Source organism: Variovorax sp. P5_A3, assembly GCF_056400665.1.
In genome coordinates, this window is the sequence record NZ_JBFUKW010000004.1 from 306,797 (window position 1) to 333,784 (window position 26,988).

General features: G+C 64.9%; 24 protein-coding genes. 7 read left to right on the plus strand and 17 right to left on the minus strand.

Going from position 1 to position 26,988, the window contains the following annotated elements; all coding sequences use genetic code 11:
- Nucleotides 1-2 precede the first annotated feature (2 nt).
- Entirely contained in the window at nt 3-620 is a 618-nt protein-coding gene (locus AC1D3B_RS08960; protein WP_478190296.1) for a PilN domain-containing protein, read from the minus strand.
- A complete protein-coding gene (locus tag AC1D3B_RS08965; protein WP_286567952.1) occupies nt 617-1,696 on the minus strand; it encodes a pilus assembly protein PilM in 1,080 nt (359 codons plus the stop codon). The genes AC1D3B_RS08960 and AC1D3B_RS08965 overlap by 4 nt, the downstream gene beginning before the upstream one ends.
- 241 nt (nt 1,697-1,937) lie before the next feature.
- Here AC1D3B_RS08965 and AC1D3B_RS08970 point away from each other — a divergent pair, with 241 nt between their 5' ends.
- Entirely contained in the window at nt 1,938-4,340 is a 2,403-nt protein-coding gene (locus tag AC1D3B_RS08970; protein WP_478190297.1) for a penicillin-binding protein 1A, read from the plus strand.
- A 9-nt stretch (nt 4,341-4,349) separates the two neighbouring features.
- Here the strand turns inward: AC1D3B_RS08970 and cyaY are convergent, their stop codons facing one another.
- Entirely contained in the window at nt 4,350-4,682 is a 333-nt protein-coding gene (cyaY, locus tag AC1D3B_RS08975) for an iron donor protein CyaY (RefSeq protein ID WP_478190298.1), read from the minus strand.
- 12 nt (nt 4,683-4,694) lie between these two features.
- Between cyaY and lptM the strand changes: the two genes are divergently transcribed.
- Both lptM and lysA read left to right on the plus strand, forming a co-directional pair.
- Nucleotides 4,695-4,955: an LPS translocon maturation chaperone LptM gene (gene lptM / locus AC1D3B_RS08980; protein WP_478190299.1), complete on the plus strand. Its 261-nt coding sequence runs from the start codon at nt 4,695-4,697 to the stop codon at nt 4,953-4,955.
- Complete coding sequence (lysA, locus tag AC1D3B_RS08985) at nt 4,952-6,238, plus strand: diaminopimelate decarboxylase (RefSeq protein WP_478190300.1); 1,287 nt, start codon at nt 4,952-4,954, stop codon at nt 6,236-6,238. Before lptM ends, lysA begins: the two co-directional genes overlap by 4 nt.
- An 18-nt stretch (nt 6,239-6,256) precedes the next feature.
- Here the strand turns inward: lysA and AC1D3B_RS08990 are convergent, their stop codons facing one another.
- The 5 genes from AC1D3B_RS08990 to AC1D3B_RS09010 all read right to left on the minus strand — a co-directional run bounded on the left by AC1D3B_RS08990 (nt 6,257) and on the right by AC1D3B_RS09010 (nt 12,263).
- Complete coding sequence (locus AC1D3B_RS08990; protein ID WP_478190301.1) at nt 6,257-6,898, minus strand: protein-methionine-sulfoxide reductase heme-binding subunit MsrQ; 642 nt, start codon at nt 6,896-6,898, stop codon at nt 6,257-6,259.
- A 13-nt stretch (nt 6,899-6,911) separates the two neighbouring features.
- On the minus strand, nt 6,912-7,910 hold the full coding sequence (msrP, locus tag AC1D3B_RS08995; RefSeq protein WP_478190302.1) for a protein-methionine-sulfoxide reductase catalytic subunit MsrP: 999 nt from the start codon (nt 7,908-7,910) through the stop codon (nt 6,912-6,914).
- Between the two features lie 118 nt (nt 7,911-8,028).
- The gene (gene ccsB / locus AC1D3B_RS09000) at nt 8,029-9,345 is read right to left on the minus strand and encodes a c-type cytochrome biogenesis protein CcsB (protein ID WP_478190303.1); all 1,317 of its coding nucleotides are present in this window, start codon (nt 9,343-9,345) and stop codon (nt 8,029-8,031) included.
- The gene (locus AC1D3B_RS09005; protein WP_478190304.1) at nt 9,342-11,483 is read right to left on the minus strand and encodes a cytochrome c biogenesis protein ResB; all 2,142 of its coding nucleotides are present in this window, start codon (nt 11,481-11,483) and stop codon (nt 9,342-9,344) included. The genes ccsB and AC1D3B_RS09005 overlap by 4 nt, the downstream gene beginning before the upstream one ends.
- Nucleotides 11,484-11,588: 105 nt before the next feature.
- On the minus strand, nt 11,589-12,263 hold the full coding sequence (locus AC1D3B_RS09010; RefSeq protein ID WP_478190305.1) for a c-type cytochrome: 675 nt from the start codon (nt 12,261-12,263) through the stop codon (nt 11,589-11,591).
- Between the two features lie 70 nt (nt 12,264-12,333).
- Between AC1D3B_RS09010 and yihA the strand changes: the two genes are divergently transcribed.
- Complete coding sequence (yihA, locus tag AC1D3B_RS09015; protein ID WP_478190306.1) at nt 12,334-13,074, plus strand: ribosome biogenesis GTP-binding protein YihA/YsxC; 741 nt, start codon at nt 12,334-12,336, stop codon at nt 13,072-13,074.
- A 64-nt stretch (nt 13,075-13,138) separates the two neighbouring features.
- Entirely contained in the window at nt 13,139-14,053 is a 915-nt protein-coding gene (locus AC1D3B_RS09020) for an alpha/beta fold hydrolase (protein WP_478190307.1), read from the plus strand.
- On the opposite strand, the gene AC1D3B_RS09025 is transcribed toward AC1D3B_RS09020, so the two are convergent.
- Nucleotides 14,047-14,931, minus strand: a complete 885-nt coding sequence (locus AC1D3B_RS09025) for a lysophospholipid acyltransferase family protein (RefSeq protein ID WP_478190308.1) — start codon at nt 14,929-14,931, stop codon at nt 14,047-14,049. The two genes, AC1D3B_RS09020 and AC1D3B_RS09025, sit on opposite strands and share 7 nt — an antisense overlap.
- Nucleotides 14,928-15,806, minus strand: coding sequence for a lysophospholipid acyltransferase family protein (locus tag AC1D3B_RS09030; protein WP_478190309.1), 879 nt, complete (start codon nt 15,804-15,806; stop codon nt 14,928-14,930). The genes AC1D3B_RS09025 and AC1D3B_RS09030 overlap by 4 nt, the downstream gene beginning before the upstream one ends.
- A gap of 186 nt (nt 15,807-15,992) precedes the next feature.
- Between AC1D3B_RS09030 and metK the strand changes: the two genes are divergently transcribed.
- The gene (metK, locus tag AC1D3B_RS09035) at nt 15,993-17,174 is read left to right on the plus strand and encodes a methionine adenosyltransferase (protein ID WP_028249298.1); all 1,182 of its coding nucleotides are present in this window, start codon (nt 15,993-15,995) and stop codon (nt 17,172-17,174) included.
- Between the two features lie 18 nt (nt 17,175-17,192).
- On the opposite strand, the gene AC1D3B_RS09040 is transcribed toward metK, so the two are convergent.
- From AC1D3B_RS09040 to AC1D3B_RS09055, 4 genes are all read right to left on the minus strand, one after another.
- Entirely contained in the window at nt 17,193-17,825 is a 633-nt protein-coding gene (locus AC1D3B_RS09040) for a phosphoribosyltransferase (RefSeq protein ID WP_478190310.1), read from the minus strand.
- A gap of 22 nt (nt 17,826-17,847) precedes the next feature.
- Nucleotides 17,848-19,962, minus strand: coding sequence for a TonB-dependent receptor domain-containing protein (locus tag AC1D3B_RS09045; protein WP_478190311.1), 2,115 nt, complete (start codon nt 19,960-19,962; stop codon nt 17,848-17,850).
- Nucleotides 19,963-20,036: 74 nt separating this feature from the next.
- Entirely contained in the window at nt 20,037-20,240 is a 204-nt protein-coding gene (locus AC1D3B_RS09050) for a hypothetical protein (protein WP_478190312.1), read from the minus strand.
- On the minus strand, nt 20,237-21,421 hold the full coding sequence (locus AC1D3B_RS09055; RefSeq protein ID WP_478190313.1) for a PepSY-associated TM helix domain-containing protein: 1,185 nt from the start codon (nt 21,419-21,421) through the stop codon (nt 20,237-20,239). The genes AC1D3B_RS09050 and AC1D3B_RS09055 overlap by 4 nt, the downstream gene beginning before the upstream one ends.
- Nucleotides 21,422-21,592: 171 nt before the next feature.
- Here AC1D3B_RS09055 and AC1D3B_RS09060 point away from each other — a divergent pair, with 171 nt between their 5' ends.
- A complete protein-coding gene (locus AC1D3B_RS09060) occupies nt 21,593-23,188 on the plus strand; it encodes a phospholipase D family protein (protein WP_478190314.1) in 1,596 nt (531 codons plus the stop codon).
- 34 nt (nt 23,189-23,222) lie between these two features.
- Here the strand turns inward: AC1D3B_RS09060 and AC1D3B_RS09065 are convergent, their stop codons facing one another.
- Genes AC1D3B_RS09065 through AC1D3B_RS09075 form a run of 3 tightly spaced genes read right to left on the minus strand, consistent with a single transcriptional unit; the run spans nt 23,223 to nt 26,984 of the window.
- Nucleotides 23,223-25,007, minus strand: a complete 1,785-nt coding sequence (locus AC1D3B_RS09065; protein ID WP_478190315.1) for an IlvD/Edd family dehydratase — start codon at nt 25,005-25,007, stop codon at nt 23,223-23,225.
- Nucleotides 25,004-25,768: a D-xylose 1-dehydrogenase gene (gene xylB / locus AC1D3B_RS09070; RefSeq protein WP_478190316.1), complete on the minus strand. Its 765-nt coding sequence runs from the start codon at nt 25,766-25,768 to the stop codon at nt 25,004-25,006. The genes AC1D3B_RS09065 and xylB overlap by 4 nt, the downstream gene beginning before the upstream one ends.
- Nucleotides 25,769-25,799: 31 nt before the next feature.
- On the minus strand, nt 25,800-26,984 hold the full coding sequence (locus AC1D3B_RS09075) for a fumarylacetoacetate hydrolase family protein (protein WP_478190317.1): 1,185 nt from the start codon (nt 26,982-26,984) through the stop codon (nt 25,800-25,802).
- Nucleotides 26,985-26,988: the final 4 nt, after the last annotated feature.

Genomic DNA, 26,988 nt, shown 5'->3' on the forward strand with positions numbered 1-26,988 from the left:
GCCTACCCTTTGGCTGCCGGTGCCGCAGGCTTGCCTGGCGCTGCGGCTTTCTGCGCGTCGGTGGGTCGTTTGAGACCGATGCGCATCGTGAAGTTCGCGACGCGACGCTGGTCGCGAGGACTCAGGCTGACGCTGCTGGAGGTGATTTCGACGAGCTCCGGCTTGACCAGCCAAGGGCTGTTGTTTCCGAGATTGCGAAGCAGCTCGGACACGCGCTCGTTGGACTGCGCCATGCCCTGCAGGGTCACCGTCTGGTTGTCCTGCTTCATGCTGGTCAGGTAGACGCCATCGGGCAGTTGCCGGACCAATTCGTTGAGCAGGTGCACGGGCATATTGCGATCGCCCTGCAGGTCCTCGACCGCCTGCTGCCTTGCCCTCAAGGCGGCGATCTCGGCCTGCAAGGTCGAGATCTCCTTGATCTCCGCCTCGAGCTTGGTGATCGCCGACTGCAGGATGCCGTTCTTCGACTGCTGGCTGGAGATCTGGGCCTGGAACCACAGGAACGCCATCCCCGCGATCACACCGCCGAGCACCGCGGAGAAACCGAGCGTGGCGTAGAAGGTCTCGCGCCGGCGCTTGCGCGCGGCTTCCCTGTGCGGGAGCAGGTTGATCAGGATCACTGCAGAAACCTCCGCATCGCCAGGCCGCACGATGTCAGATAGGACGGCGCTTCGCGTCGAACTTTCTTCTCACGAATTCCACTGCCAATTTCCATTCCGTCGAACGGATTGACGAGCGAGCAGGCAAACGACGTCTGACGCGTTACGGCGCTGGTCAATCCGGGCAACGCGGCCGAGCCACCCGCCAGCAACACGTAGTCGACGCGATTGTGCGGCGTGCTGGTGAAGAAGAACTGGAGCGCTCTCGCAATTTCCTGGGCGATGCTTGCCACGAAAGGCTTGAGGACACCCGATCCATAGTCGTCAGGCAGTTCCCCGCTCCGCTTCTTGGCTTCGGCCTCCTCAGCGGAGAAGCCGTACTGGCGCACGATCAGTTGCGTGAGCTGCGCGCCGCCGAACGCCTGGTCCCGGTCGTAGAGCACTTCCTGGTTGCGCAGGACCTGCATGCTGGTCGTGAAGGCACCCACTTCGAAGAGTGCGACCACTGCGTCGCGCCCCTGGCTGGGAAGCTGCTCGATCAGGCGCGCCGTCGCCAGGCGCGATGCATAGGATTCGACATCCAGTATCACGGCCTTGAGACCCGATGCTTCGGCCAAGCCCTGGCGATCCTGGACCTTTTCCTTGCGGGACGCGGCGATCAGTACCTCGACGTCGCCCGCCGAATTGGCGCTCTGCCCGATCACGCAGAAATCGAGGCTGACCTCGTCCAACGAGAAGGGGATGTATTGATTGGCTTCGGACTCGACCTGGATTTCGAGTTCCTGTTCGCTCATGCCGCCCGGCAGGACGATCTTCTTGGTGATGACAGCGGACGGCGGCAGCGCCAGTGCGACATTCTTGGTGCGCGTGCCGCTCTTGCGGACGACACGACGGACCGCCTCGGCGACCTCGTCGAACTTCTCGACGTTGCCGTCGGTGATCCAGCCGCGCTCGAGGGGCTCGATCGCACACCGCTCGAGTACCAGCTTGCCGCTCGCGTCACGGCCAAGCTCGACCAGCTTGACACTGGACGAACTGACGTCCAACCCGAGCAGAGGCGCGGGCTGACGGCGAAACAACGATCCCAGAGCAGTCAAGTTCGATCCCATCCGTTTGTAACGATTGGAAAAATATGCGAGTGGTTGCATGCTAGCAGCAAGGCACAACGCCAACCAAGCGGCGAATCCCCACTGCAGCGCCAATCGTTGTCAAAAGTCGACGTAACGGTTCCGATCTGCAACTTACGTCACAAATAAGAGTACTTGGGTCCTAACTGCTACGAACGGACCGTCTCCAGGACCTGCGTTTTTATAATGGGCGAAGACTCCAACAGCCTCAATGCCCGAAACAACTCGACCCAAAGGGCCATCCAAGGCCCCCCCTTCCAAACGCCCTGCCTGGCTCACTTGGCTGATGCGCATCGTATTGTGGGGTCTCGGGATCGCTGCAGCGGGCGTCATCGCAGTCGTTTGCGTGATCGCGGTCGCTCTGGCGGTCGCCTATCCGAACCTGCCCGACATTTCCGAGCTTTCCGACTACCGGCCCAAGTTGCCGCTGCGGGTCTTCTCGTCCGAAGGCATCCTGATCGGCGAGTTCGGCGAAGAGCGCCGCAATCTCACGCCCGTCTCCACCATTCCGAAGGTGATGAAGGACGCCGTCCTCGCAGCGGAGGATGCCCGCTTCTACGACCACGGTGGCGTCGACTACAAGGGCATGCTGCGCGCCGGTCTCGCGAACCTGAACCGCGTCAAGAGCCAGGGCGCCTCCACCATCACGATGCAGGTGGCGCGGAACGTCTACCTGAGTTCCGAGAAGACCCTGACGCGCAAGATCTACGAAGTCCTTCTGACCTTCAAGCTGGAGCACCTGCTCACGAAGGACCAGATTCTGGAGATCTACCTGAACCAGATCTATCTCGGGAACCGGGCCTACGGCTTCGCGGCCGCATCCGAAGCCTATTTCGGCAAGCCACTGTCCGATATCACGATCGCGCAGGCGGCGATGCTGGCAGGGCTGCCGAAGGCGCCCGGCGCCAACAATCCGGTCAACAACCCTGCGCGCGCACGTGGACGGCAGCTCTACGTGATCGACCGCATGCAGGAAGCCGGCTTCATCACGGCCGAACAAGCGGCGGAGGCCAAGAAGGAAGAACTCCACCTGCGCGACGCCGCGGACCCGACCCGACTGCACGCCGAATACGTCGCCGAGACCGTGCGGCAACTGATGTATGCCCAATATGGCGACAGCACGTACACGCGCGGGCTCAAGGTCTACACCACCCTTGTCGCGGCCGACCAGGCTGCGGCGTACAAGGCCTTGCGCAAGGGCATCATGGACTACGAGCGCCGCCAGATCTATCGCGGCCCCGAAAAGTTCGTCGACTTGCCCACCAACCCGAAGGAGCTTGACGAGGCGGTCGATGACGCGCTCGCCGAACACCCCGACAACGGCGACGTGATCTCGGCTGTGGTGCTGAAGGCGACCCCCAAGGAGATCAATGCGGTTCGCGCCAACGGCGATGAGATCCAGATCGTCGGCGACGGTCTCAAGCCCGCGCAATCGGGGCTGTCCGACAAGGCACCGCCCAACATCAGGATCCGCCGAGGCGCCGTGATTCGGGTCGCCAAGACGCCGAAGGGCACATGGGAGATCACGCAACTCCCCGAGGTGGAAGGTGCATTCGTCGCCATGGACCCGCGCGATGGCGCGGTGAAGGCGATGATCGGTGGCTTCGATTTCGACAAGAACAAGTTCAACCACGTCACGCAGGCATGGCGCCAGCCGGGATCGAGCTTCAAGCCCTTCATCTATTCGGCTGCACTCGAAAAAGGCTTCACGCCCGGGACAGTGATCAACGACGCACCCTTGTTCTTCGACGCGGGCACGACCGGCGGACAGCCGTGGGAGCCGAAGAACTACGACGGAACCTTCGAGGGCCCGATGTCCATGCGACGCGCCCTGATGAAGTCGAAGAACATGGTCTCGATCCGCATCCTGCAATCGATCGGCACGCGCTATGCGCAGGACTGGATCACCAACTTCGGCTTCGAGCGCGAAAAGCATCCCGCCTACCTGCCGATGGCGCTGGGCGCCGGATCGGTGACGCCGATGCAGATGGCGACCGCCTACTCGGTGTTCGCCAACGGCGGCTACCGCGTCAATCCCTACCTCGTGACCCGCGTGACCGACCACAAGGACAAGGTGCTGGTCGACAAGCAGCCGCCCCTGCTCAACGAAACGTTGCGCGCGATCCCTCAACGCAATGCGTACATCATGGACAGCCTGTTGCAATCCGTCGCAAGCGGCGGCACGGCGGCCAAGGCGCAGGCCACTCTCAAGCGCACGGACATCTACGGCAAGACCGGGACCACCAACGATTCGCTCGACGCATGGTTCGCCGGCTTCCAGCCGACCATGACTGCGGTGGCGTGGATGGGCTACGACACGCCACGCAAGCTCGGCGACAAGGAGACGGGTGGCGGCTTGAGCCTGCCGATCTGGATCACGTACATGGAAACGGCCATCAAGGGCGTTCCGGTGGCCGAGGTGCCTGCGCCTGCGGGCGTAGTCAACGTCGGCGGCGAGTGGTACTACGACGACTACGCGCCGGGTCGCGGTGTCGCGGTGCTGGGTGTCGAGGCCGGACCGACGCCGCCGGCGGAAGCGGTCGCGGGAGCGCCTATCAGTGCTGCGCCACCGCCAGAAGAACGCAACAAGATCCTCGACCTCTTCCGTAACTAGTCGAGTGTGTCAGTCGGCCGCGAATTCAAGCGGCTGTCCGGCTTGCAACGACGCCTCGCGCGACAGGTTGCCGAAGAATTCCTCGCTCGTCTTGGTGTCGACCCAGGCATTGCCGTCGTGTCGATAGTGGTAGCCGCCGGAGCGAGCGGCCAACCAGATTTCCTGCAACGGTTTTTGCAGATTGACGATCAACTGGCTTCCGTTGCCGAAGGTGATGGTGATCATGCCGCCCACGCGCTGGTTGTCGATGTCGACGTCCGTCGCGTCGTTGATGCGATCGCAGCCTCGTTCGATCGCTGCAAGCACTGCTTCCGCGCGGTCCATGTACTCAGGGTCGGTCATTACAATTTCGCCATGTTGAATGTTCGCCAAATTCTAGTGAGCGCCGTTGGCCTCGCGCTCGTTGGGGTCAGCCTGACGGCCTGCGGCCAGAGGGGCGCGCTCTACTTGCCGACCGGGCCTGGCGCAAAGGATCGCGCAACGCTTCCCGAACTGTTGATTCCCGGCGGCAAGCCCGCCTCCGATGCTGCGGGCACGCCTGCACAACCCGGACAACCTGGACAATCAACGAATCCCTCCAACAGTGCGCCCGCCAAGAACGGGGACGCGAAATGAACACCACTGCCCGTCTTCCCGGCCATCCTCATGTCGCTCGCAAGGACGGCGTCCTGCACGTCGAGGGTCAGTCGCTGGCTTCGCTCGCCCACGAACACGGCACGCCCCTGTTCGTGTATTCGAAGCAGTGGATGCTCGACGCGCTGGCCGCCTACCAGCGTGGTTTCGAAGGTCGCGACGCCATGGTCTGCTATGCGATCAAGGCCAATTCCTCGCTGGGCGTCCTGCGCGTCTTTGCCGAAGCAGGCTGCGGCTTCGATATCGTCTCGGGCGGCGAACTCGCGCGCGTGCTGGCAGCGGGCGCAGATCCGGCCAAGGTCATTTTTTCCGGCGTCGGCAAGACGCGCGGGGAGATGCGCCAGGCGCTCGCCGCAGGCATCGCATGCTTCAACGTGGAGAGCGAAGCCGAGATCGACGTGCTCAACGCTGTCGCGCTCGAGGAAGGCCAAGTCGCGTCGATCAGCGTGCGCATCAACCCCAATGTCGACCCGAAAACGCACCCGTACATCTCGACGGGCCTGAAGGGCAACAAGTTCGGCATCGCGCACGACCGCGCGGTGGCCATCTACCAGCATGCGGCGTCGCTGAAGGGCCTGAAGGTGGTCGGCATCGACTGTCACATCGGTTCGCAGATCACGGACGCCTCGCCCTACCTCGAGGCGCTGGAACGCGTGCTCGACCTGGTCGAGGCCATCGAGAAGGCCGGCGTTTCCCTGCACCATCTGGATTTCGGTGGCGGCCTCGGCATCGACTACAACGGCGATACGCCGCCTGCTGCCGATGCGCTCTGGTACCAGTTGCTCGCGCGCCTCGACGCGCGGGGATTCGGCCAGCGCCGACTGATCGTGGAGCCCGGTCGCTCGTTGGTCGGCAATGCGGGCGTGTGCGTGACCGAAGTGCTCTACACCAAGCCCGGCGAGGACAAGAACTTCTGCATCGTGGATGCGGCGATGAACGACCTGCCGAGGCCGGCGATGTACCAGGCCTTTCACCAGATCGTCCCCGTCGCTGCAGAGCGGACCGATGCGAGCGCTGTCACCTACGACGTCGTGGGCCCCATTTGCGAAAGCGGCGACTGGATCGGCCGCGACCGCTCGCTGAAAGTGGCTTCGGGTGATTTGCTGGCTGTTCTGTCCGCGGGCGCTTATTGCATGGCAATGGCCAGCAACTACAACACGCGCGGCCGTGCCGCAGAGGTGCTGGTGAGCGGCGAGCGTGCCAGCCTGATTCGTCGCCGGGAGACCATCGACGACCAGTTGCTCAGCGAGCGGTTCGGCGACTGAGCGCGACCGCTCGCCCGGTCACTTGGTCAGTTGAGTCCGGGCTGCCAGCGGCACTGCAGCCTTCTGCTTGCTGGCGAAGTTCCACAGACGCCAGCCCAGGAGAACGGCGACGATCGCAGCGTAGACGAACACTTCGGCGAAGTTGTTCTTCCCCGCGCGCATCCAGAAGAAGTGCAGCAGCCCCAGTCCGGCAATGACATACACCAGCTTGTGAAGCGCCTGCCAACGCTTCGCGCCCATCGCCTTGATGGCCCGGTTGAACGAGGTTGCCGCCAGGGGCGTCAACAGGACGAAAGCGGAGAAGCCGACAAGGATGAACGGACGCTTGGCGATGTCCTTGGCAATGTCCTGAACCTCGAAGCCCATGTCGAACCAGCTGTAGCTCAGCAGATGCACGACGACGTAGAAGTAGGCGAACAAGCCCAACATTCGCCTGAAGCGCGCGAGCGCATTGGTCTTGGTGATCACGCGCAGCGGCGTGACGGCCAGCACGATGCAGATGAAGCGAAGCGTCCAGTCGCCCGTCGAGCGGATCAGGTGTTCGGCCGGGTTGGCGCCCAAACCGTCCGTGAGCGCAGCGTAGAACAGCCATGCAAACGGCAAAAGACACAACACGAACACCACCGGCTTCGCCGCCGGGTGCATCAGGAGCTTGTTCAAGACAGACTCCGAGTCAGTAGAACTTCTTCAGGTCCATGCCCGCGTAGAGCTGGCCGACCTGCGCTTCGTAGCCGTTGAACATCTGTGTCTTGGTGCGTTTGGCGAACAGGCCGCCTCCATCGCCGATGCGGCGCTCGGTTGCCTGACTCCAGCGCGGATGGTCGACATTCGGGTTCACGTTCGAATAGAAGCCGTACTCCTGCGCCGCTGCCTTGTTCCAGGCCGTGCCGGGTTCCTTCTCGACGAAACGGATCTTGACGATCGACTTGCCGCTCTTGAAGCCGTACTTCCACGGCACCACGATGCGCACCGGCGCACCGTTCTGGTTGGGCAGCACTTCGCCGTACATGCCGAAGGTCAGCAGCGTGAGCGGATGCATCGCCTCGTCCATGCGCAATCCTTCTGCATAGGGCCAATCCAGGACGCGCGATCCGACGAAGGGCATGGTCTTGGGGTCGGCCAGCGTGACGAACTCGACGTACTTGGCATTGCCCTGCGGCTCGACCTTCTTGATGAGTTCGGCCAGCGAATAGCCCACCCACGGGATCACCATCGACCACCCCTCGACACACCGAAGCCTGTAGATGCGCTCTTCCTGCGCGCTCAGCTTGATCAGGTCCTCGATGGCGAACTTGCCGGGCTTCTTGACCAGGCCTTCAACCTCGACCGTCCACGGTTTGGTCTTGAGCGTGCCGGCGTTCTTGGCCGGGTCGGCCTTGTCGGTGCCGAACTCGTAGTAGTTGTTGTAGGTGGTCACGTCCTTGTAGTCGCTGACCTTTTCCATGGTCTGCGCGCCAGGCACGGCAGACTTCGCCCCCGGCAGCGGCGCGAGCTTTCCCGGTGCCGCAGCCTGCGCCAGCGCGTCGCGCGCTGCCCATGACGCCATGGCCGCACCGGCCGCGCCGCTGGCCAGCCACTTGAGCATGTCGCGACGACCTTCGTAGACGCCTTGCGGCGTGATTTCGCTCGAACGGGGATGAATGAAGCCGTTGTCACGGGACTGAATCAACATCGCTTGCCTTTCGCCTGAATTGCTGTGTACCCAGTTGAGTTCGTTGCCAACGATCATTCGGTTACGCGAAAAACGCGCCGTCGGTTCAGTTCATCGCAAAACTTCCGCGCAGGGGCGCCTACAGGGTGCCGTAGCTGTGCAGCCCGCTCAGGAACATGTTGACGCCCAGGAAGGCAAAGGTCGTCACCGCCAGCCCGCCCAGCGCCCACCATGCCGCCACCGTACCTCGCAGCCCTTTCACCAGCCGCATGTGCAGCCAGGCCGCATAGTTGAGCCACACGATGAGTGCCCAGGTCTCCTTGGGATCCCAGCTCCAGTAGCCACCCCACGCGTCCGCCGCCCACAACGCCCCGAGCACGGTGGCAATCGTGAAGAAGGCGAAACCGACGGTGATGGACTTGTACATCACGTCATCCAGCACCTCGTTGGCCGGCAGCCGGGCCGCGATGCGCTTGCGTCCCAGCAGGATGCCCGCCGCGATGAATGCCGAGATCGCTGCATAGACGACCCAATAGCTGCCGCCGGCTTCCTGCACGCGCTGGCGGAACGCCACCGGCACGAAGCACAGCGCCACGCCCAGCAGCCAGATCGGCGTGAGCTTGTACCAGCGCGTCTCGTTCGCCTGCTCCTTGATGAGATACGCAAACGCCACCATCGCGGCCAGCGAGAAAGTGCCGTAGCCGATGAAGTTGGCCGGCACATGCAGCTTCATCCACCAGCTTTGCAGCGCCGGCACCAGCGGCTGGATCTCGTGGGCTTCGCGCACCAGCGTGTACCAGAGCAGAAACCCGACCGCCGCGCTCACCACCAGCATCACGAAGGCGCCCAGAGAGCGCGTGCCATAGCGCGATTCGAAGTAGAGATAGAAAGTCGCCGTCAGCCAGCAGAACAGGACGAACACTTCGTAGAGATTGCTGACCGGAATGTGGCCGATGTCCGGCCCGAGCTGATGGCTTTCGTACCAGCGCACCATGGTGCCGATCAGGGCCATGGTGACGGCCACCCACGCGAGCCGGGAGCCGATCAGGTCCATCGCATCGCCCTGCCTGCCGCCGAAGAAGCCGATCCAGTAGAACAGCGTGCTCATGAAGAAGAGGACACTCATCCAGAGGATGGCCGACTGGCTCGACAGGAAATACTTGAGCCAGAACACCGAGTCGGCGCGCGCCAGGTCACCCTGGTAGGACGCGATCGCCAGCAGCGCCGCGCAGGCGACCACGATCGCCAGCACCCGCAGCGGGCGCCAGAACCAGCCGAGCCAGATCGCCGCCGGCATGGTCGCGACCAGGATGGTCTTCTCGTAGTAGTCCATCGACGCGGCATAGCGCGAGAAGGCAAAGAGCCCGCCCGCCACCACCAGGACCGCGAAGACCCAGTCGAAGGCATTGCGGCGCGAAAGCCAGCTGTCGTTGAGCGTGAGGGTGGTGGTGGTCATGACGCCGTATCTTTCCTGATGGCGAGCAGCTTGTCCTTGAGGTGCTCGAATTCGCGGTCACTGTCGATGGTCTTGCGATTGACCGAAAAGGCCATGGTGGCCGTCGTGCCGCGCGGGTGGGCTACGTCCTTCGCCAGCCAGACCCACAGCCTGCGTTCGCGCACGTACAGCATCGCAAAAATGCCGATGATCAGCAACAGGCAGCCCAGGTAGACGATGTTCTTGCCCGGCGCGCGAGCGACCTGGAACACGCTGGCTTGCACCTGCTTGAAGTCCGTCATCATCAACGCCACCGGTGCGGGATAGAAATGGGCGTCGCTGATGGCCAGCACGGCCTGTGTAAGGAAGGCCTGCGACTTCTCGTCCGCAGGCAGCGCCGCCAGACCGGCCTTCTCGCGGCTCACGTTGAGCACTTCGAACAGCACGTCGTTGAGGATGCGCACCAGCACCGACCCTGCGCGCTCGCGTTCCGCTTCGGGGACATTGGCCTCCATGAATTCCGCAATGGCCTGCCAGCCGCCGGTGCTGACGGCATCGGCCTTGGCGCGCTCCGATCCGGCGAAGAGAGCGAGTGCGCGCGAGGCCGAGGCGCGGAGCTGGTTGGCGAGCTCGGGGCGCTTCGGGTCGGTCGCGCGGGCGACGTAGCGATCGACGGCGCGCACGCGGGAATCGGCGTCCGCCAACGTCGCACGCATGCGCACGAAGGCATCCATGGATCCCTGCTCGTCGGCCGGCACGCGCAGATAGCGGAACGGCTCCTCCGGCCGCTCGCGCATGCCGAGCAGGAAGACCGGTTGGCCGTCCCCAGTGTCAACCGGCACCATGTAGTTCTGATATTCGCGGGCTTGCCCGGCGGCGTCGCGCAGCTTGTAGCCGATGCTCGGTCCGATGTTGCGCAGCACCTTGGGCTTGTTGGTCTTGTTGGCCGCACCCAGGCGCGATTCGAGGCTGCTGTGCAGGTCGACCTTTCGCACGTCGGCACCGCTCGTCTGGGGACCACCGGCGCTTTCGCCGAAATTCTCGACATTGATCACGCGCAGCGCGGTGTATTCCAGCGTGAGCCTGTCGGTCCCGTTGGTGATCTCGGAGGTGCCGCCGATCGTGCCCTCGATCTCGAAAGGCTTGGCCGCGGCGGCCATCGGCACCGCCTTGAGCTTCACGCTCGACCCGCCGTCGTCGAAGCTCGACTGGTAGATCTCGATGCCCTTGTAGCTCGCAGGGTGGTTCACCTCGATGCGCGCCGGAATCTCCTTTCCCGTTTCGCGATCGTGCAGCACGACTTCGCTCGCGAACAGCTTGGGCATGCCGGTCGAGTAGTAGTCGACGATGAACTTCTTCAACTCGATGGAGAACGGAAGCTCCTGCAGCAGCACGCCATCGGCCTGGTTCAGGATGGCAACGCTCGATTGCGCACCCTCGGGCACCAGGATGTTGCCGCGGAAGGTCAGGTTGTTGGGCGACAGGCGGTGCTGCGGCGGCACGTCCGCGATGAGGCCGCCGCCGGTGTAGACGCTCTTGCCGTTGAACCACGTCTGTGCGCGCACCACCAGGTCGCCGTCCAGCAGCCCGCCGATGCACACCAGCACGATCGCGCTGTGCGCAGCGATGTAGCCGAGCTTGTGTGCTCCGCCCGCGCGTGCCGCCACCATCCAGCCGTCGCCATCGCGGTGCTGGAGCTTGACCTTCCAGCCGCCGGTCGCCAGCAACTGCCCGATGCGGTTGGCCGCGGTGTCCGGCGTTTCGTCGAGCACGGCCTGGGCCCGCTGGCCGAAGGCCCTGAGGCTCTGTGCCCGGATCCCCTCCTTGAAGTTCTTCAGGTCCGAGAGGATGTGCGGCGTGTTGCGGGCGATGCACAGCGACGTGCTGATCACCAGGAAGGTCAGGATCAGCAGGAACCACCAGGCGCTGTAGATCGTGTCGAGCCGTGCCGCGCGAAACACCTCGGCCCAGAAGGGTCCGAACTGGTTGATGTAGTTGTTGATGGGCTCGTGCTGCTTGAGCACGGTGCCGATGATCGATGCGATGCAGATGATCGTCAGCAGCGCGATCGCGAAGCGCATCGACGAAAAGAGCTCCACCGCCGCGCGGACCACTGGGGGACCGCGACGGACTCGAAGGCCGTGGGTGGAAACTGACATGAAGGGCGAATCGTGGGAAGCAAAAAGGCGGGCCATCCTTCCTGGATCGGCCCGCCTTGTTTGGGGTTTGTTATTGGCGGTTAGTTCATGCTGAACCGCCGTGGATCAGCGCAGGCCGGCAATGTAGTCGGCCACCGCCTTGATCTCGCGATCGTTGAGCTTGGCCGCAACACCGTGCATTTGCGGGGAGTTCAGGCGCACATCGTCGCGGAACATGACCAGTTGCGCGGCCGTGTAGTCGGCGTGCTGGCCGCCGAGGCGCGGGTACTGCGCAGGAATGCCGGCCCCGTTGGGGCTGTGACAGCCGGCGCAGGCCGGGATCTGGCGTTCGGCGATGCCGCCGCGGAAGATGCGCTCGCCCAGGGCGACCAGGTCCTTGTCCTTGGAATAGCCGGTCTTGATCTTCTTGGAGCCGACGAACCAGGCGATGTTGCGCATGTCTTCTTCGGACAGGCCTGCGACCATCGGTTTCATGATCGCGCTCTTGCGCTTGCCGGACTGGAAGTCCTGCAGTTGCTTGAAGATGTATTCGGGATGCTGCTGCGCCAGCTTGGGGTTTGTCGCGATGGCCGAGTTGCCGTCGGCGTTGTGGCAAGAGGCACAGCTTACGCTGTTGGCCGGCGCCGTATTGAAGAGGATGTCGCCCTTGGCCGGATCAGGCTTGGCCGCCTTGGGAGGCGCTTCGGCTGCCGGTTTGGCGGCATGCTCGTCGGCTGCGAAGCTGGCACTGGCGGCGATGCCCAACAGGGCTGCAAGCAGAAAATGGGCAAACAACTTCATATCGGGGGGGTGGATTTATGGCGCAAAACCCGGCGATTCTACAATGGCGCCCCGTTCCGAAAGCTCATCGATGACCACCCCGCCGCGCAAGCCGGCCGCACCCTCCTCCCGCCCGGCGCCCGCCGTGGACCCCGCGGCCGCCGAACGCGCCCGCATCGCCCGAGGCTGGCTGCACACCGCCCATTTCCTCACCAGCGCACCTCAATTGGAGCACTTGCCGGCGCTCGACCTGCCGGAGATCGCCTTCGTGGGCCGCTCCAACGCCGGCAAGTCGACGGCGATCAACACGCTCACGCAACAGACCCGCCTGGCCTTCGCATCGAAGACGCCCGGCCGTACGCAGCACATCAACCTGTTCGGCGTCGGCAAGCAGAAGGTGGACGATGCCGTGCTGGCCGACCTCCCGGGCTACGGCTACGCCGCCGTGCCTCGGGAAGCCAAGCTGCGCTGGCAGCGCGTGATGGGCAACTACCTGATGACGCGCGAGAACCTGCGCGGCGTCGTGCTGATGTGCGACCCGCGCCATGGATTGACCGAGCTGGACGACATCCTCCTGAACGTCATCCGTCCCCGGGTCGAACAGGGGCTCAAGTTCCTGGTGTTGCTGACCAAGGCGGACAAGCTCACGCGCTCGGACGGCGCCAAGGCGCTGTCGATTGCGCGACTGCAGGCCGGCGGCGGCGAGGTCAAACTGTTCTCGGCCCTGAAACTGCAGGGCGTGGACGAGGCGGCCGAACTGCTTTGGCGCTGGGCGCATCCGCAGGACGCCCAGCCCGCGGAGCCCCCGGCGCAGATCGACGCGCAGGGCTGAGGGAACGACAACGGCGACTCTCCCTCTGCCCGAAGCGATGCAACCAGCAAGAAGGAGACAACCCGTGATCGAGACTTTCACCCGCCAGCTTCCCAACGGCACGACCCTGAGTTGTCGCGCCACCGGCACGCCGGGACGCCCCTTGATGGTCTTCCTGCACGGCTTTCCCGAAGCCGCGTTCATCTGGGACGAACTGCTGGAGTACTTCGCGCAGCCCGAGCATGGCGGCTTTCGCTGCATCGCGCCCAACCTGCGCGGCTTCGAGAAATCGAGTTCGCCCACCGAGGTGTCGGCCTACCGCGCGCACCTGCTCGTCCAGGACGTCGCCGAACTCGCAGCGAGCGAGAACCCGGATGGCAGGATCGAGGTCCTGGTGGCGCACGACTGGGGTGGTGCCTTCGGCTGGGGTTACGGGAACCAGCACGGCGACAGGCTCGGCAGGTTGGTCATCATCAATTCGCCGCACCCCGGCACCTTCACGCGCGAGTTGCTGAACAACCCGGCGCAGCAGGCCGCGAGCGCCTACATGAACTTCCTTGCCCGGCCCGACGCCGAGGCGCTGCTCTCTGCCGACGACTACCGGCGGATGTGGCCCTTCTTCACCTTGATGAAGGCGGGCGCAGACGGATTCGGCTGGCTCACTGAAGACGTGAAGAACAAGTACCGCGAAGTCTGGAACGCAGGGCTGACCGGCGCCTGCAACCTCTATCGCGTCACGCCGATGAAGCCGGCCGCTCCGGGCGGGCCGGCACCCCAGATTCCGACCCTGCCGCGCGAACGGCTGACGGTCGCGGCGCCCACCTTCGTCCTTTGGGCGCTCGACGATGCGGCACTCCTGCCGGGCCTCCTCGAAGGCCTCGAGGACTACGTCCCGAAACTCGACCTCAAGAAGGTGCCCGGTGCAACGCACTGGCTGATTCACGAACAACCGCAGTTCGTTGCCAGCGAGATCGAAGCCTTCGTGCGGCGAACTCAGTAGATCGAGGAATCGCCTTCCGGGCGAGTCTTGAAGCGACGGTGGACCCAGTAGTACTGCGAAGGCATCGCGTCGATGTAGCCCTCCAGGCGCTGGTTCATCAACGTGGTGTCGGCGATCACGTCATCCGTCGGGAAGTTCTTCCAGGACTCCAGAACCTCGATCTCGTAGCCATCCCTGGTGAGCTTCGAGACCACCGGCACTACCTTGGCCCGGCCCAGCCGCGCGAAGCGCGACAGCGATGGCACGGTGGCGGCTTGCACGCCGTAGAACGGCACGAAAACGGTTTGGTCGCGCCCGAAGTCCATGTCGGGCAGCAAGTACAGCAATCCGCCCTTGCGCAGTCCCGCAACGATCGGCTTGATGCCATCGACGCGATTCAGGGTGATCACGTTGCCGAAGCGCTTCCGCCCTTCGCGGATCCACTCGTCGATCATGGGATCGCGCTGGGTCGTGTAAATGGTGGTCGACGGGCGCGCGGTGTGCATGGTCAATGCCGTCGCAGCCGCATCGAGGCCGTAGAAATGCGGCGCGAAGAGGATCATCGGTTCTTGCCCGTTGGCGATCTCGTCGATCTCCCTGGCGGCCCCGACGACCTTGAGCCGCCGCGCCACCACGTCTTCCGGCGCATGCCAGAGCCAACTGCGGTCGAGCCAGGATTGCGCCACGAAGACGAAGGTCTCGCGCGCAATGCGGCGGCGCTCGGCGACCGACTTCTCGGGGAAGCACACAGCCAGGTTCGCATCCACCACGCGCCGGCGAGGCACCGCCGCCACGTGAAGCACTGGTCCGAGCAATGCGCCGAAGCCCCGCACCAGTGGCAGCGGCACGTGCGCCAACGTACGCATGAAGGCGATGCCGAGTCTCGAGCTCAGGCTCACGAGGCCACCTCGGCTTCCGCTTCGGCGCGCGGCTGCTTGTAGCGCGCGTAGTCCCACACGTACTGGCCTGGCAGGCGGCGAATCAACCTCTCGATGCCTTCGTTCATCGCGGTCGCCGCGGCTTCGGGCGAGGCTTTCGAGTCGCTCATCGCGGTGCCGTCGAAGGCCTCGAAGCGGATGGCGTAGCCGGCGCCGCGCGGCAGCCGCTCGCACACGCCGAGGAACACGCGAGCCCCGGTCTGCTGCGCGAGGCGCGGCAGCAGCGTCATCGTGTAGGCCGGTCGGCCGAAGAACGGTGCCCAGACGCCCTGCCCCAGCGGCGGCACCTGGTCTGGCAGCAGGCCGGTGTAGCCGCCATTGCGCAACGTGCGGATCAGGCCGCGCACGCCGGCCACCGTGGTCGGCAAGGTCTGCAAGCCGGGTCGGTCGCGGGAACCTGCGATCAGTTCGGCCATGAACTTCTTGCGCGCCGGCCGAAACAGGGCGGTGATCGGCCCGTAAGCCTCGAAGAAGCGCTCGCCGACCGCCTGCCCGAAGGTCTCCCAGCTGCCGAGATGCGGCGAAACGAGGATCACGCCCTTGCGCGCGGCCAGCGCGGCCTCGAACGCCTCGACGCCTTCCCAGCGGACGATTTTCGGCAGCAGGCTTTCGCCCTGTGGGCGTGCCCACACCCAGGGGAGCTCTCCCACCATCGCACCGGCGGCGGTGATCGCGGGGCGGTATTGCGCCGGGGTGAATCCGGCGGCCTCGGCGTTTTCCCGGAAACGCCGACGATAGGCCGGTGCCATCCACCAGACCAGCCAACCCAGGCATCCGCCGACCGCGTGCATCAGGGGCAGCGGCAATCGGGCAAGCCAACGGAACAGAGAAATCATCAAGGCAAGGGGAGGGGTGAAATCAGGACGCGCGCGCAGCGTACAGCGCGGCTCGAATAGAATGCAAATTGTCGCTGAGTTATGGAACTACTTGCAGGGCGACGTTAAACAACTCTGCTAAAGCGTTCGCCAAAGCTCCATCCGGGTTGGCAACGCGCCAATCGAACCTGCATGGAGTTTCATCAAATGGCGAACGACTTCCTCTTCACTTCCGAATCCGTGTCCGAAGGCCATCCCGACAAGGTGGCGGACCAGATCTCCGACGCGATTCTCGATGCGATCTTTGCGCAAGACCCGCGCTCGCGCGTCGCGGCCGAGACGCTGACCAACACCGGCCTGGTGGTGCTCGCAGGCGAGATCACGACGAACGCGCACGTCGACTACATCCAGGTCGCGCGCGACACCATCAAGCGCATCGGCTACGACAACACCGACTACGGCATCGACTACAAGGGCTGCGCCGTCATGGTCTGCTACGACAAGCAGTCCAACGACATCGCGCAGGGCGTGGACCACGCGAGCGACGACCACCTCAATACCGGCGCCGGCGACCAGGGCCTGATGTTCGGCTACGCCTGCGACGAGACGCCCGAGCTCATGCCCGCGCCGATCTACTACGCCCACCGGCTCGTGGAGCGCCAGGCCCAGTTGCGCAAGGACGGCCGCCTGCCTTTCCTGCGCCCCGACGCCAAGAGCCAGGTCACCATGCGCTACGTGGACGGCAAGCCGCACAGCATCGACACCGTCGTGCTCTCCACGCAGCACCACCCCGACCAGAGCGAGACGCCGACCAAGATGAAGGCCTCGTTCAACGAAGCCATCATCGAAGAGATCATCAAGCCCGTGCTGCCCAAGGAGTGGCTCAAGGAAACGCGCTACCTGATCAACCCGACCGGCCGCTTCGTTATCGGCGGCCCTCAGGGCGACTGCGGCCTGACCGGCCGCAAGATCATCGTCGACACCTATGGCGGCGCCTGCCCGCACGGCGGCGGCGCTTTCTCGGGCAAGGACCCGAGCAAGGTGGACCGCTCGGCCGCCTATGCAGCCCGCTACGTGGCCAAGAACATCGTGGCCGCCGGCCTCGCCCGCCAGTGCCAGATCCAGGTCGCCTACGCGATCGGCGTGGCCAAGCCGATGAACGTGACGGTCTACACCGAAGGCACGGGCGTGATCCCGGACGACAAGATCGCCGCGCTGGTCCAGGAGCACTTCGATCTTCGCCCCAAGGGCATCATCCAGATGCTCGACCTGCTGCGCCCGATCTACGGCAAGACGGCAGCGTACGGTCACTTCGGGCGCGAAGAGCCCGAGTTCACCTGGGAAAGCACGGCCAACGCCGCCGCCCTGCGCGCCGCTGCCGGCCTCTGAGGCCTTTTCGGCGCTGAATCAGGAAGGTCTGCGCAGCAACGCGCAGACCTCCTCGTCGCTGGTCTGGCCGAAGTCCTCGTACCAGAGGCCGACCGCGCGGAAGTGTTCGGGCGTGAAGACGCAGATGACCTCGTCAGCGACTGCGCCCACGCTCTGCACGGCCTCCCGCGAAGCCACGGGCACGGCCACTACGATGCGCTGAGGCTGCCCCGCCCGCGCCGCCTTGACGGCGGCACACATGGTGGCTCCGGTGGCGAGGCCGTCATCGATCAGCAGCAACACCCGGTCAGCGAGCGACAGCGGCAGCCGCTCGCCGCGGTACAGGCGCTCGCGGCGCGCCAACTCGACCTGCTCGCGCGCCACCACGGCCTCGATGGCCTTCTCCGACACCGGCCAGGCGTCGAACTGTTCGCCCATGACGCGCACGCCCCCGGATGCGATCGCGCCCATTGCGAATTCCTCCTGGCCCGGAAAGCCGAGCTTGCGCACGACCAGCACATCGAGCGGTGCGCCCAGTGCCACGGCGACTTCCCATGCGACAGGCACACCGCCACGCGGCAGTCCGAGCACCAGCACCTCCGGGTGCCCGCGCCAGGCGCCGAGCGCAGTCGCGAGCTTGCGGCCCGCATCACGTCGATCCTTGAATTCCATCCGCGCTCCTTGCAGTCGGAATTCAGAAACGATACGCCGCTCCCATGCCCACCGTCCAGTTGCGCCCGGGAGCCGGCTCGAAGTAACGGGCATTGCCTTCGTTGACGATGACCGACCCGATGTATTGCTTGTCGAAGAGGTTGTCGATGCGCGCGAAGGCGTTGAATTCCCAACGCTCCCAGCGCTTCACATAGCCCGCGAACAACGCGACCACTCCGTAGCCCGGCACGCTGACGGTGTTGCGGTCATTCGCCTGGATGCTCCCGAGCGCGCGCAGTTCCGCGCCCACTCGCCATCCTTCGGGCGGCGCCCAGCCGTACGAGGCGAAGAAGGACTGCGGCGCAATCCCCGGGATGCGATTGCCCGCAGGCACAAAACTGTTCGCGTTGCACGGCACCGTCGAACAGAAGGCATCGCTGTACCGCGCGTTGAGCCAGGTGTAGGCCAGTTGCGTGCGCCAGTGATTGACGGTCTCGTGCTGCCAGGCCAGTTCGAAGCCCTCGCGCTTGGTGCGTCCCGCGTTCTGGAAGGTGGCGCGGCCGCCGACGTTGGTGGCGGTCACGATCTCGTCGTCCGTGCGCGTCTCGAACAGCGCCGCCGTGAGCAGGCCACCCGCCAGGCGCGCCTTGGCGCCGACTTCCACGCTGTCGTTCGTCGCGGGCTGCAGCGCGAAGTTGAGGCCACCCTGGCCATCGGGGCGGTACGAGAGCTCGTTCAATGTCGGCGTCTCGAAGCCCCGGCCCACCGACGTGTAGAAGGCCAGGTCCTGCGTGGCCTGGTAGCGCAGCGAGGCCACCGGCAGCGTCTCGCCATAGCCGGCGCTGCCGCTGTCGTTGCGGTTCGCGCCGACGATGTAGTGGTCCGTCGAATCGAAGTCGACATTGCTGCGTCGCACACCGGCTTCGAGCGTCCAGCGCTCCGCCAGGCGCCAGGTGGCTTGCAGATAGGGGTCGAGGTTGTCGACCTTGTTGGTCTCGTTGCGACGCAATCGGCCCTGTACCCCCAGGATGGGATTCGCTACCGGGCCGATGAAGTTCTCGTAGCCGGTGCGTTGCTCGCGAAGGTCGTCGTAGGCCAGGCCGGCCACCAGTTCGAAGGGACGGCCGGCCAGTTGCATGACGGAGGTCCAGCGCAGGTCGAGGCCGCCGTAGTCGCGCGACAGGCCGATCACGCCGCCCGCGCTCAGCGGGTTCACCTGCGCCGACGGCGGAATGGCCTGGTACTGCGTGGTCTTGCGTTCGCCGCCATAGACCATGAGCCGCAACGCGTTGTTGGCGTCGATGGGGCGCTCGTACAGCATGCCGACCTGCGTCTGGTCCACGGTCTTGCGCGTGTTGAACTGGTTCGCGACCGCCGCGCTGCGCGGGTCCAGCGCGTATTGCTCCACGGTGAGTCCCAACGGATCCTGGGCGCTCAGGTGCACGCTGTTGAGGATGAACGACAGCCGGCCGCCGTCGTCGAGGTTGATGCCCAGCTTGCCGTTGACGATGTTGCGCTCCGCCGCGCTGTGGTCGCGGTAGCCGTCGGTCTCGAAGTGGCTTCCGCTCAGCAGGTAGTCGACGGCACCGGAAGATCCGCCCACCGTCGAGCCGATGCGGGTCGTGCCGAAGCTGCCCGCGGCCAGCGAGAAGCCCAGCTTCGGAGGTCCTTCGCCGGTCTCGGTGAAGGACTGCACGACGCCGCCTGAGGAGTTGCCGTACAGCGCGGAGAAGGGCCCGCGCAGGACCTCGACGCGGTCGAGCGAGCCGATGTCGATGTTGGAGGTCTGCCCCTGCCCGTCCGGCAAGGTGGCCGGGATGCCGTCGACATAGATCCGAATCCCGCGCACGCCGAAGGTGGAGCGCGCGCCGAAGCCGCGGATCGAGAGTTGCAGGTCCTGGGCCATGTTCTGCCGGTTCTGGATCTGCAGGCCGGGCACCGCATTCAGGCCTTCGGACAGTTGCGATTGCAGCCGCATGTCGCGAATGTCTGCGCCTTCGACGCGGCTGACCGAACCGGCGACATCGAACAGCGGTTCCGCCCCGCGCGGCGTTGTCACGGTGACTTCGCCCAGCGTCGGGACGGCCCCGACATCCTGCGCCTGGATGGAAGATGAGACTGCGATCAACAGACAGGCGACGGCGGCGCGAGATTTCATGCCGGCGATTCTGCTTGGCGGCCAGGCCCCCGATCGAAGGGCAAGACCCTATGGCGCCACAGCCCGAGCCGCCACTAGGGATGTCGCGGCGGCCGGAACCAGCCGTACCAGATTCCCACCGCCAACGGAATTCCGAGCGCGACCCACGCCAATGCGTCGCCGAACCCGCCATCGCTGAACAGCGCCGATACGAGGCCCACGATGGTCAGCAGGCCCAGCACGATCGGCCAGCCCCACAGGCGCCAGAAATGACCGTGCGGCTTCGCATGCCCGCTCATGTGCCCGCCTTGGCCGCCGCAGTCGGCTGCGTCAGCGGCGCGGACGCACCGTGTTCATCCCCGTCCCGACGCACAGCGGCCGGCGCCGTGTTGCCGCGCTTGAGCCACAGGTAGAGGCCGCTGCCCAGCACGACGATGGTGGCGACGTCGAGAAGCGCCCACAGGATCTGCATTGGCATGCCGCCGTAGTCGCCGAAATGCAGCGGCTGGGACACCAGAAGACCCGTCAGGTACCAGGGGAGCCTGGGGCTGGCCGTGATCTCGTTGGTCTGCGCATCGACCAGCACCGGCTGCAGCAACCGCGACGTGAACGGCTCGTTGCCGCGCAGGAAGACGGTGTTGTGGTGCGGACTCGAGAACGAAGTCCCCGGAAAGGCGATGAACGCCAGCTTCATCCCCGGCGCGCTCTGCAGCGCCACATCCAGTGAATTCTGCACGGGACCGCGCTCCGCCATCGGCACCGTGGGCTGCCCCTGATAGGGCTTGAGCAAGGCGCTGAGCTGGTCGTACTGCCAGTACTTGACGATGAGATCGGCCCAGGTGTTGATCATCCCGGTCGCGCCCACCGTGAAGGCCCAGACCAGGGTCACGATGCCGAGCAGGTTGTGCAGGTCCAGCCACTTGAGGCGCGGGCGTCGTTCGCGCCGCACGGTGCCGAACTCCAGCTTGCGCATGAAAGGCGAATAGAGCACCACGCCGGAGACGATCGCCACCAGCAACAACAGCCCCATGAAGCCGAGGAACAGCTTGCCCGGCAGCCCCGCGAACAGGTCGACATGCAGCTTCAGCACCACGAACATGAAGCCTTCGTCCGTCTTCGGATGCGCCAGCACCTCGCCGGTGCGCGCATCGACAGCGACCTGCTTGAAGTTGTCCGTCGGCTCGGGCGTCGGAGTGAGCGTGACGAACCAGACGGCGTCGTCATCCTCCTCCTGCGAGACGAACTGCACGATGCGGTCCGGATGCTGCGCCTTCGCCACTTCGAGCACGCGGTCGAGGCTCACGCGCGGCGTACCCGCCGGCATCCTGGGCGCTTCGACCTCGGTGCCCAGCAAATGGCCGATCTCGTGGTGAAAGATCAACGGCAGCCCCGTGATGCACAGGAGCAGCATGAACACGGTGCAGACGAGGCTGCTCCACTTGTGGACCCAGGCCCAGGTCTTGATTCGTCGGCTGTTCACAGCGGCCTGGTGCCTCCGGAGGTCATGCGCATCGGATAGATTTTTTCATTGCAATTGACAGCGATTCTCATCTAAATCAGGGTCGACCCTGAAACCCGGGACGAATCCAGGTGCATTCCACGGGCCGGCTACGATCCGCTGCCCGCATAGCCCAGCGGGCCTCACGCCCCAATGCCCAGACCCTTCGCGCTGCCTGCTTTCCTCACCCGTTGCGTGGCGCTTGCGTTGGTCTGCCTGCTTTGCGCCTGCGCCGGCTTGCCTTCGCACACGGTCGCGCCGTACAGCCCGGCCGTCACGGCCTCGCCTGCCACGGAACTTGGAAAGCTCACCGCCTCTTTCTACGAGCAGCCCGACGGCGTATCGGGCGCGCGAGTGATGCCGCAGGGCGCGATCGCGCTGGATGCAAGGCTGACGCTGATCCGCCACGCCCAGACTTCGCTGGATCTGCAGTACTACCTGCTCGGCAACGACAAGACCGGCAAGCTGATCCTTCGCGAGTTGCGCGACGCAGCCCGGCGCGGCGTTCGCGTGCGACTGCTTCTCGACGATTTCTACACGACCCGGCTCGATCCCCTGCTGCTCGGCCTGGCGGCCGAACCGAATGTCGATATCCGCCTGTTCAACCCCTTCGTCTCGGGGCGCGATCACTCGACGACCCGCTGGGTCAGCTTCGCGGCCGATTTCAGGCGGCTCAACCACCGGATGCACAACAAGCTCTTCGTCGCCGACGGCGTGGTTGCCATCGTCGGCGGACGCAACCTCGCGGACGAATACTTCCTGCGCAGCGCCGGCGCCAATTTCATCGACCTGGACATGCTCGCCGCCGGTCCCGTCGTGACCGAACTCGAGACCATCTTCGACAACTACTGGAACAGCGAAGTCGTCTACCCGCTCCACGACATCGTTGCATCATCGGAATCGCCCGAAGCGTTGCGCGCTCGCTTCGACGCCCTGGCGTCGACGTCGGAGGCACCACCGCCCGAGCCCCCACCCGAAACCGACATGTTCGGCGACTTGCCGGTCAGCGCGGCCATCGCGCAGGGCAAGCTGGAACTGATTCCGGCGCGCGCCAACGCCGTGGCCGACTCTCCCTCCAAGGCGCTGCGCGTGGACGACGTCGACATCCTCCAGCGCCGCCCGCCCACCGTGGCCGAGCGCATGCGTGCGTTGCTCGACCTCGCGAAGTCCGACATCAACATCATCACGCCGTACTTCCTCCCGGGCGACGAGGGCATGGACCACATCGCGCGTCTGCGTGCGCGCGGCATCCGGATCACCGTTGCCACCAATTCCCTGGCCGACACGGACGAGCCGCTCGTCAACATCAACTACAACAACTTCCGCGTCGAGATGCTGAGGATGGGCGTCACGCTGTACGAAGTGAGTTCCGAGCAGATCAAGCGCAGCCTCAACCTGCGCAAGGTGTTCCGCCAGTCGCGCGGGCGCCTGCACGCCAAGCTCGCGCTGATCGACCGCGAATGGGCGCTCGTCGGCTCGCTGAACTTCGATCCGCGCTCGGCCCACATCAACACCGAACTGGGCGTGCGCTTCGAAAGCTATGAAGTCGCGCACAGGCTGCTCGACGCGTTCCAGGTCGACAACGTCGAAAGCGCCTACGAAGTTCGCCTCAAGCGGGACACCAACCAGATCCAGTGGGTGACCACGGACGGCGAGAACGTCGTCCTCGACGAGGAACCGGACGCGAATGCGCTGGTGCGACTGAAGCTGCTCCTCTTCTCGTGGTTCGTGCCGAGCGATCTGCTTTGAAACGTCCGGCTTCGGCGAACGTCACGCCCTCGAATCAATGATTGTGGCGAGGCTGAGTGCCGGCCACGCCGCGATACTTGATCGCCAGTTCCATGCAAGCGCCCGACTCGAGTTGCCCGACTGTCGCGCGATAAATCTCTTGCCATGGCGTCTGGCTCGGTCGGATCGACGGCGTCCCTTCGTCCTTGCGGCGAGCGATTTCCTCATCGGACACCAGCATGTCGCATTGTCCGGCGGTGAGGTCGATGCGGACGACATCTCCGGTGCGCAGGTACGCCAGCCCGCCGCCGACGGCGCTCTCGGGCGACGCGTTGAGAATCGACGGACTGTCCGATGTCCCCGACTGCCGCCCATCGCCCAAGGTGGGAAGGCTGGTGATCCCGCGCTTGAGCAACGCATCCGGCGGCTGCATGTTCACGACTTCAGCCGACCCGGGCCAGCCGACGGGTCCCGCACCGCGGATCACGAGGATGCAGTTCTCATCGACGGCGAGCGCAGGGTCATTGATTCGTGCGTGATAGTCGTCGGAGTCCTCGAACACGATGGCCCGGCATTCGAACTTTCCCTCCGCGCCCGGACGACTCAGGTAGCGCGCGCGAAACTCTTCGGAGATCACGCTGGTCTTCATGATCGCAAAGTCGAACAGATTGCCGCTCAGGACGAGAAACCCTGCCTGACTCTTGAGAGGACGCGCGAACTCGCAAATCACGTCCCGATTCACGCTTTGCCGACCTTCGAGGTTCTGATCCATCGTCATGCCTGTGACAGTCGGGCGCGCGCTGCGCAACAGACCCGCTTGCTGGAGTTCCCACATCACGGCCGGAACGCCTCCCGCACGATGAAAGGCCTCGCCCAGGTACTTGCCCGCCGGTTGCATGTTCAACAACAGCGGCACATCGAAGCCGAACTCGGACCAGTCACTCGGACGCAATTCCACGCCCGCATGACGCGCCATGGCCATGAGGTGCGGCTGCGCGTTGGTGGAGCCGCCGATCGCGGAATTGACAACGATCGCATCGAGAAACGAATCCCGCGTGAGGATCGAAGAGGGCCGCCTGTCCTCGAACGCCAACTCGACAATGCGGCGTCCAGTTTCATAGGCCATTTGCCCTCGCTCCCGGTAGGGTGCGGGAATCGCGGCACAGCCGGTCAATGACAGGCCCAGCGCCTCCGCCAGCGCGTTCATGGTCGAAGCGGTGCCCATGGTGTTGCAGTGCCCCACCGACGGCGCCGACGCCGTGGCGATATCCATGAACTTGGCCTCGTCGATCTGGCCGGCGGCCAGCAACCGCCGACTCTTCCAGATCGCTGCCCCGGAGCCCACGAGTTCCCCTTCGAACCAGCCGTCCAGCATCGGGCCGCCGGACAGCACGATCGTCGGAATGTCCACGGTCGCCGCGGCCATGACCTGAGACGGCGTCGACTTGTCGCAACCCGTCGTCAGCACGATGGCATCGATCGGGTAGCCATGCAGGATCTCGACCAGCGCCATGTAGGCCAGGTTGCGGTCGATGGCCGCCGTCGGACGCCTGCAGTTCTCGAAAGTCGGATGCACGGGGAATTCCATCGGAATGCCTCCGGCGTCGCGGATGCCGTCGCGCACGCGCTTTGCGAGTTCCAGGTGAACGCGATTGCACGGGTTCAGATCGCTTCCGGATTGCGCGATCCCGACGATGGGTCGGCCGGAGCGCAGTTCTGCCGGCGTGACGCCGTAGTTCATGAAGCGCTCGAGATAGAGCGCCGTCAGGTCGATGTGATCGGGGTTGGCGAACCAGTCTTGCGATCGAAACCGGCGAGCGGGGCGGGTACCTTCCTTCATGCGCCGTGCCAGCCCGCGTCCACGAAGTACTCGCGCCCGGAACATCGGGCCGCATCGTCCGACGCGAGAAAGAGCGCCATCGCCGCAACATGCTCAGGGTCGATGCGTTGCTGCAGACACTGCGCCGCCACGACCTTCGCCTCACTCTCGGGCGATTGCCACAGCTTCATCTGGCGGGGCGTCCGCACGGCGCCTGGAACGATGCAGTTGACCCGGATGTTGAATCCCCCCAGGTCCCGTGCCAATCCCTTGGTCAGCCCCTCGATGCCGGCCTTGGCGGTCATGTAGATCGACAGACTGGGCAGCGCCAGGTGCCACGAGATGGAGCCGAGGTTCAGGATCACGCCTCCGCCCGCAGCACGCATTCCGCTCGAGACAGCCTGCGCGCAGAAGTACTGGTGCCTCAAGTTGACGGCGATCCGCTGGTCCCAGTAGTCCGTTGTCACGGCACCAATCTCGTGCCGGTCGTCATTCGCCGCGTTGTTGACGAGGACGTTGATCGGTCCCCCCGATGCCTCGATCGCCGCGAAGGTTGCCTGGACGTCCTGGATTTCGGTCAGGTCGCACCTGTGAAAGACAGGCGGATGCACGGCGTCGCCGAGCTTCGCTTGCAACGCACGGCCTTCCGAGTCGGCAATGTCCAGAAAGAACACCTTGGCGCCTTGCCGGGCGAAGGCCTCGACCATGGCCGCGCCGATGCCGGAGCCCCCGCCGGTGATGACGACTCGCTTGCCCGCGAGGCTCGGGTAGATGGCAGACATTGATAAGTCCTTTTGTTGATCCGGTCGTGCCTCAGGCAACGGCAATGCCGCGGGAGGAAAGATTCCGGTAGAGAGCCCGGACCCCGAAGGTCCAGGGCGCGATGACGTCGGAGCGTTGCACGTGATTGATCAACGCGCCCAGCGACGGCGTGGAGATCGTCACGCGGTCCCCGAGGCGGTGGGTGAAGCCTTCGCCCTTGGCCCCCCGGTCCTGGATGGGAGAGAACATCGTGCCGAGGAACAGGAAGAAGCCGTCCGGATACTGGTGGTGCCGACCGCAGGTCTGCCGCACCAGGTCCGCGGGGTCGCGGCTGATCTCGGCCATGCGGCTGGACCCTTCCAGCCTGAAGCCGTCCTCCTGCCCTTCGATGACCAGGCTCACGGTGGCCGCGCGGATGGTGTCCAGCGTGAAGCCCTCGTCGAAGAGACGCACGAACGGTCCGATGGCACAGGAGCCGTTGTTGTCCTTGGCCTTGCCCAGCAACAGGGCGCTGCGGCCCTCGATGTCCCGAAGGTTGACGTCGTTGCCCAGCGTCGCGCCAACGATCTGCGAGCGGCTGTTGACCGCCAGCACGATCTCGGGCTCGGGGTTGTTCCACGACGAGGTCGGATGCAGTCCGACGTCCTCGCCGAATCCGACGGCCGACATCGGTTGCGATTTCGAGAACACTTCGGCATCGGGGCCGATTCCGACCTCCATGTACTGCGACCAGCTGCCCTGGCGCATGAGCTCACGCTTGAGTGCCTCCGCTTCGGAAGAGCCTGGTCGAATGGCGGACAAGTCCGATCCGATGGTGCGCTGGATGTCTTCACGGATCTGCTCGGCTCTCGCGGCATCGCCGCCGGCCTGCTCCTCGATGACGCGCTCCAGCAGGCTCACGGCGAAAGTGACGCCACATGCCTTGATCGCCTGCAGATCGCATGGGGCCAGGATTCTCTCGGCGCCAGTGTTCTTCGAGGCACGCATCGCCTTGTCCAGCCAACTGGCGACATCGCCCAGGGGATCACCGGGACAAGTGCGAGCGAATTCCAGCAGGTCTTCTCGGTCCAGAAGATCCGATACCGTGGGCGCGGAGGCTGTGATGTCAAAGACCTGCCCCTCGCGAACCACGACGACGCAAGGGCCGTTGACATCGGCTTCACGCCAGACGCGGCCCACCAGCAAGGCGCTCGATACGTCATCGGGAAGAAGTGGGGGAGTGAAAGTCGATGGCATTCTG

Bases quoted from the DNA above. Each gene is read 5' to 3' on its own strand.
- AC1D3B_RS08970 (WP_478190297.1), top strand. From the start codon at position 1,938: ATGCCCGAAACAACTCGACCCAAAGGGCCATCCAAGGCCCCCCCTTCC.
- cyaY (WP_478190298.1), bottom strand. From the start codon at position 4,682: ATGACCGACCCTGAGTACATGGACCGCGCGGAAGCAGTGCTTGCAGCG.
- lptM (WP_478190299.1), top strand. From the start codon at position 4,695: ATGTTGAATGTTCGCCAAATTCTAGTGAGCGCCGTTGGCCTCGCGCTC.
- lysA (WP_478190300.1), top strand. From the start codon at position 4,952: ATGAACACCACTGCCCGTCTTCCCGGCCATCCTCATGTCGCTCGCAAG.
- msrP (WP_478190302.1), bottom strand. From the start codon at position 7,910: ATGTTGATTCAGTCCCGTGACAACGGCTTCATTCATCCCCGTTCGAGC.
- ccsB (WP_478190303.1), bottom strand. From the start codon at position 9,345: ATGACCACCACCACCCTCACGCTCAACGACAGCTGGCTTTCGCGCCGC.
- AC1D3B_RS09005 (WP_478190304.1), bottom strand. From the start codon at position 11,483: ATGTCAGTTTCCACCCACGGCCTTCGAGTCCGTCGCGGTCCCCCAGTG.
- AC1D3B_RS09010 (WP_478190305.1), bottom strand. From the start codon at position 12,263: ATGAAGTTGTTTGCCCATTTTCTGCTTGCAGCCCTGTTGGGCATCGCC.
- yihA (WP_478190306.1), top strand. From the start codon at position 12,334: ATGACCACCCCGCCGCGCAAGCCGGCCGCACCCTCCTCCCGCCCGGCG.
- AC1D3B_RS09030 (WP_478190309.1), bottom strand. From the start codon at position 15,806: ATGATTTCTCTGTTCCGTTGGCTTGCCCGATTGCCGCTGCCCCTGATG.
- metK (WP_028249298.1), top strand. From the start codon at position 15,993: ATGGCGAACGACTTCCTCTTCACTTCCGAATCCGTGTCCGAAGGCCAT.
- AC1D3B_RS09040 (WP_478190310.1), bottom strand. From the start codon at position 17,825: ATGGAATTCAAGGATCGACGTGATGCGGGCCGCAAGCTCGCGACTGCG.
- AC1D3B_RS09045 (WP_478190311.1), bottom strand. From the start codon at position 19,962: ATGAAATCTCGCGCCGCCGTCGCCTGTCTGTTGATCGCAGTCTCATCT.
- AC1D3B_RS09050 (WP_478190312.1), bottom strand. From the start codon at position 20,240: ATGAGCGGGCATGCGAAGCCGCACGGTCATTTCTGGCGCCTGTGGGGC.
- AC1D3B_RS09060 (WP_478190314.1), top strand. From the start codon at position 21,593: ATGCCCAGACCCTTCGCGCTGCCTGCTTTCCTCACCCGTTGCGTGGCG.
- AC1D3B_RS09065 (WP_478190315.1), bottom strand. From the start codon at position 25,007: ATGAAGGAAGGTACCCGCCCCGCTCGCCGGTTTCGATCGCAAGACTGG.
- xylB (WP_478190316.1), bottom strand. From the start codon at position 25,768: ATGTCTGCCATCTACCCGAGCCTCGCGGGCAAGCGAGTCGTCATCACC.
- AC1D3B_RS09075 (WP_478190317.1), bottom strand. From the start codon at position 26,984: ATGCCATCGACTTTCACTCCCCCACTTCTTCCCGATGACGTATCGAGC.